The organism is Terriglobales bacterium (assembly GCA_035457425.1).
GTDB lineage: Bacteria > Acidobacteriota > Terriglobia > Terriglobales > Acidobacteriaceae > JACPNR01.
This window is the reverse complement of sequence record DATIBR010000057.1, coordinates 1-4,841: the sequence shown is the minus strand read 5'-3', so window position 1 is coordinate 4,841 and position 4,841 is coordinate 1. Positions and strand designations below refer to the sequence as shown.

The window sequence follows — 4,841 nt, the reverse complement described above, 5'->3', positions numbered from 1 at the left end:
TTGTGGCCATTCTTCGAAGTCTTCACGGTGCCTCCTTTGTGCTGCTGCTCGGTGATCTGCACCAGCAGCCGGGGGATGTCTTCCAGCTTGGCGATCTCGTCCACACTCACCTGGTCGATAGCGTGCCGAGGCATGTCCGGGGCCACGGCCTCGTCGGGGTCTTGCACGATGGCGAAGCCGCCGGCGCGCTTGATCTCCTGCAGTCCGGCGGTGCCGTCGTCGAGAAAGCCGGTGAGCACCACGCCGATGGCGTGCTTGCCGTAGTTCTCCGCCACCGAGCGGAACAGCGCGTCGATCGCAGGACGATGCCGGTTCTCGCGCGGGCCGCGCAGCAGCCGCAGGCGGCCGTCTTGCACGACGAGGTGGTAGTCCGGCTGCGCCACGTACACCGTGCCGGTGTGCAGCTTCATGCCGTCTTCGGCGACCACGACGCGGATCACGCTGTGGCGGGCCAGGATGCGCCCGAGCAGGCTCGGGCTCTCGGGTCCGACGTGCAGCACCACGCAGACGGCCGCGTTCAAGAGCGAGGGCAGATGCCGCACCAGGTACTGCAGCGCTTCCACGCCGCCCGCGGACGCACCGATGGCGATGACCCGCTCGGGGCCTGCCGTAGGTGAGTGCGACTTCAAGAGCGCCTCTTCCTGAGTACTGCTTCCGCGCGCTTGCGGGTCTCGGTGGCGCGTTTGCGCAGCTCGATGGCGGTGCGGTGCGCTTGTTCCGCCCGGCGGCTGGCGTCGTGGATCTTCAGCTCGACGGTCTCGACGTCGTCGTGCAGCTGCTGGGCCCTGCGGTGGACAGCGTCTCCGTCCTGGTGAAGCTCAACGGACGACAACCGTACCACATTGCGCCCATCGCGGCGCGGATTCTTGGCCATGGCACACCTCCCCCGTGTTGGGTGGGATGCCCGGGCAGGGGGCGAAGCCGTCCCCGTGGCGTGGATTGGCGGAGGCCTGGCTACTGGGCGCTCTCGAAGCGGTAGCCGGCGCCGCGCATGGTCGTGAGAAGGCGCGGGTCTTCGGGGTCCTTCTCGATCTTCTCGCGCAGGCGGCGGACGTAGACGTCGACTGAGCGCGGGGTGACGAAGCTGGTGTCGCGCCAGACGGCGTCGAGCAGCTGCTCGCGGGTGTAGACGCGCCCGGGGTTGGCGGTGAAGTGCTCGAGCAGGCGGAACTCGGTCGCCGTCAGCGGCACCGGCTTGCCGCGGACCCGCAGCGTCATGGCGCCGGTGTCGAGCTCGAGGTCGTGCGAGCGGAAGACGCGCGGCTCAGGGGCGTGCTCCACCCGGCGCAGCACCGCCTTGACGCGCGCCACCAGTTCGCGCGGGCTGAAGGGCTTGGTGACGTAGTCGTCGGCGCCGAGCTCCAGGCCGACAACGCGGTCCGCCTCGCTTGTCTTCGCGGTGAGGAAGATGATGGGGACGGTCGAGAGGGAAGCGCTCTGCCGGATCTTCTTGCACAGGTCGAGGCCCGAGCCGCCCGCGCCGGGCATCATGATGTCGAGCACGAAGAGCGCCGGGCGCTCCTTCTGCGCCGACTGGACCACGTTGCTGCTGTTCGGGAAAGGCCGCACGCTGTAGCCGGCCTCTTCCAGGTGATGGCGCACCAGCCGCGCGATGTCGGGATCGTCTTCGACCACGTAGATGGTCTGCATCTACCGCGATTATCCCGGTGCGACCCGCCGCGGTCAAAGGGAACGCCGCAGAATTAACCGTCCGTTCACAATCGGGGGCGCGCACTATACTGGCGGCGTGGGCCTGTAGCTCAGCTGGTTAGAGCAGGGGACTCATAATCCCTTGGTCCCAGGTTCGAATCCTGGCGGGCCCACCAAGGACTCTTGCGATGAGCACCATCGAAGACGTGAGCAAGGCCGAAGAGCGCATGAACCACGCGAAAGACGCGCTGCTCGGCTACCTGGAGCGGGCGCGTGGGAAGACCATCGACCGCGAAGAGTACCGCCGCCTGCAACAGCGCGTGAAGGCTGCCAACGATCGCTTCATGCGCGCGCTCGCTGAGCTGGATCGATGACCATGCGCACCGCGGACGTGGTCATCATCGGCGGGGGCATCGTGGGCGCGAGCATCGCGTACCACCTCGCCGCCGCGGGATGCCGCAACGTCCTCATCCTGGAGCGCGAGTCGTCGCAAGGCAAGGGGTCGACGGGGAAGTCGATGGGCGGCGTGCGCGCGCAGTTCTCCACGCCGGTCAACATCCAGATGTCGCTCTATTCGATCCCGTTCTACGCGGAGTTCGATGAGCGCCTGGGCCACCCGTGCGACTACCGCCCGCAGGGCTACCTGTTCCTCGCGACCTCGGCCAAGCACCTCGACTACCTCACGAAGAACCAGCAGACGCAGAAGCGGCTCGGCCTGAAGGAAGCGCGCATGGTCACGGGCGACGAGGTGCGCGCGCTCTACCCGCAGCTGCGCGCCGACGACGTGCTCGGCGGCGCCTTCTGCCCCACCGACGGATTCGTCGACCCCTACAGCGCGATGGTCGGCTTCACGCAGTGGGCCGTGGACCACGGCGCGCAGATCGCGCGCTCCTGCGAGGTCACGGCGATCGAGCGGACCAACGGGAAGGGCGCCGGGCGGATCCAGGGCGTGCGCACCACGAAGGAAGACGTGTCGGCTCCCATCGTCGTCAACGCCGCCGGCGCGTGGGCCGCCGGGGTCGCGAAGCTGGCGGGCGTGGCGCTGCCCATCGAGCCGCTGCGGCGCATGCTCGTCCCCACCGAGCCGTTCGATGGCTTCCCGCACTCCGCGCCGATGATCATCGACATGTCCAACGGCTTCCACTTCCGCCCCGAGGCGCGCGGCTTCCTGCTGGCGTGGAACGATCCGGAGGAGATGCCCGGCTTCAAGACCGACTACGCGCCCGAGTTCACCGAGAAGATCCTGACGCGAGCGGCCGAACGCGTGCCGGTGTTTGCCGACGTGCCGGTGAACCCGAAGCGCGCCTGGGCGGGCCTCTACGAGGTGTCGCCCGACCATCACTCCGTCCTCGGCGAGTCCGAAGAGGTGAAAGGCCTGTTCTTCGCCAACGGTTTTTCCGGGCACGGCGTGATGCACGCGCCCGCGACCGGCAAGATCCTGAGCGACCTCATCCTGACAGGTACGACCGACGTCATCGAGCAGCGCGTGCTGCGCCCCGGGCGCTTCGCCGCCGGCGAGCTCATCCACGAGACCGCGATCCTGTAACACGCTCGAGGTGTCATCCTGAGCGCGCAGCAGCGCCGCCGTCGGCGGCTCAGGATGACACCTTCGCGCATAGCCTCGCTGATGTGAGGCTGATTGCTTCGCTGAGCCTGACCGTTTAGATTGGCGGCCACATTCCTCCGCAAGAGGCCGCATGAACCGTCGAACTCTATTGAAGTCGCTCGGCGCCGCCGCACTCTGGGCCGCGTCGCCGTTCCAAGCGCTCGCGCGCGAGATGACGCGCCGGGTCCGCCCGGGCGAAGCCGGATGGCCCTCCGACGCCGAGTGGAAGAAGCTGAACGACGCCGTGGGCGGGAACCTGATCAAGATCCAGCCGCCGTTCGCCGCGTGCAAGACGACCGACGCGTGCACCGACCTGTTCGCCAAGGACCTGAAGAACCCCTACCTCATCGGCGACACTCCCGCGCTCACGCAGACGCTCGGCTGGGTCGACGCGTGGACGTCGAAGCCCAGCGCCTACGCCGTGGCCGCGCGCAACGCGGAAGACATGGCGGCCGCAGTGAAGTTCGCGCGCCGGCACAGCCTGCGCGTCGCGGTGCGCGGCGGCGGGCACAGCTACCAGGGCACGTCGAACGCGCCCGACTCGCTCCTGCTCTGGACGCGCCACATCGCCGACATCACGCTGCACGACGCGTTCGTGCCGCGCGGCTGCAAGACCGCGCCGCAACCCGCCGTCACCTGCGGCGCCGGCGTCATCTGGAGACACGCTTACGGCGCGGTCGTCACCCAGGCCGGCCGCTACGTGCAGGGCGGCGGCTGCGCCACCGTCAACGTCGCCGGACTGGTCCAGTCGGGCGGCTTCGGCACCTTCTCCAAGCACTACGGCATGTGCGCCGCCGGGCTGCTCGAAGCGGAGTGCGTCACCGCCGACGGCAAGATCCGCACCGTCAACGCCTGCAACGACCCGGAGCTATTCTTCGCGCTCAAGGGGGGAGGCGGCGGCAGCTTCGCCGTGGTCACGCGCGTCACGCTGCGCGTCCGCGAGCTGCCGGAAAACTTCGGCGCGGCCGTCCTGCGCATCAACGCCGCTTCCGACGACGACTATCGCCGCCTCGTGCGACGGTTCGTCGACTTCTACGCCGACACCCTGTTCAACCCGCACTGGGGCGAGCAGGCCGAGTTCACCGGCGACAACCAGCTCAACGTCACGATGGTGTGCCACGGCATGAGTGCCGACGAACTCCGCAAGACCTGGCAGCCGTTCCTGGACTGGCTGGCGCAGTCGCCGGCAGCGTACAGGCATCGTGAGCCGCCCCTGTTCCCAGGCGTCCCGGCGCGGCATTGGTGGGACGCGCCCTACATGAACGCGCAGCTTCCCGGCGTGTTTCAGACCGACCCGCGCCCGGGCGCGAAGCCGAGCGACGGCTGGTGGTCGGGCGACGCCGCGCAGGTCGGCCAGTTCATGTATGGATACGAATCGCTGTGGCTGCCGGAGTCGCTGCTCAAGGGCGACGCGCGCGGGCGGCTCGCCGATGCGCTCTTTGCCGCATCGCGGCCCTGGGGCGTCTCGCTGCACTTCAACAAAGGTCTCGCGGGCGCGCCGCCCGAGGAGATCGCCGCGGCGAAAGAAGTCGCGACGAATCCCGCGGTGCAGTCGGCGTTCACGCTCGCCATCGCGGGCGGGGCG

Annotated in this window: 6 protein-coding genes and 1 tRNA gene; 4 read left to right on the top strand and 3 right to left on the bottom strand. The window is 68.7% G+C overall.

The genetic code is table 11. The features are described from left to right. From VLA96_04220 to VLA96_04210, 3 genes are all read right to left on the bottom strand, one after another. The coding region (locus VLA96_04220; GenBank protein ID HSE48393.1) for a chemotaxis protein CheB at positions 1-629 on the bottom strand (629 nt) is incomplete at its 3' end. Continuing rightward, positions 626-874, bottom strand: a complete 249-nt coding sequence (locus VLA96_04215; GenBank protein ID HSE48392.1) for an alanine-zipper protein — start codon at positions 872-874, stop codon at positions 626-628. The genes VLA96_04220 and VLA96_04215, both read right to left, overlap by 4 nt. A gap of 80 nt (positions 875-954) precedes the next feature. Next, positions 955-1,650, bottom strand: a complete 696-nt coding sequence (locus tag VLA96_04210; protein ID HSE48391.1) for a response regulator transcription factor — start codon at positions 1,648-1,650, stop codon at positions 955-957. 99 nt (positions 1,651-1,749) lie between these two features. On the opposite strand from VLA96_04210, the gene VLA96_04205 reads away from it, so the two are divergent. The 4 genes from VLA96_04205 to VLA96_04190 form a co-directional block, all read left to right on the top strand. After that, positions 1,750-1,826: transfer RNA gene (locus tag VLA96_04205), tRNA-Ile, on the top strand. 12 nt (positions 1,827-1,838) lie between these two features. Next, positions 1,839-2,024: a hypothetical protein gene (locus tag VLA96_04200; GenBank protein HSE48390.1), complete on the top strand. Its 186-nt coding sequence runs from the start codon at positions 1,839-1,841 to the stop codon at positions 2,022-2,024. Beyond that, a complete protein-coding gene (locus VLA96_04195; GenBank protein ID HSE48389.1) occupies positions 2,021-3,196 on the top strand; it encodes an FAD-dependent oxidoreductase in 1,176 nt (391 codons plus the stop codon). Before VLA96_04200 ends, VLA96_04195 begins: the two co-directional genes overlap by 4 nt. Positions 3,197-3,347: 151 nt before the next feature. Beyond that, a partial coding sequence (locus tag VLA96_04190; protein ID HSE48388.1) for an FAD-binding oxidoreductase occupies positions 3,348-4,841 on the top strand: 1,494 nt, incomplete at its 3' end.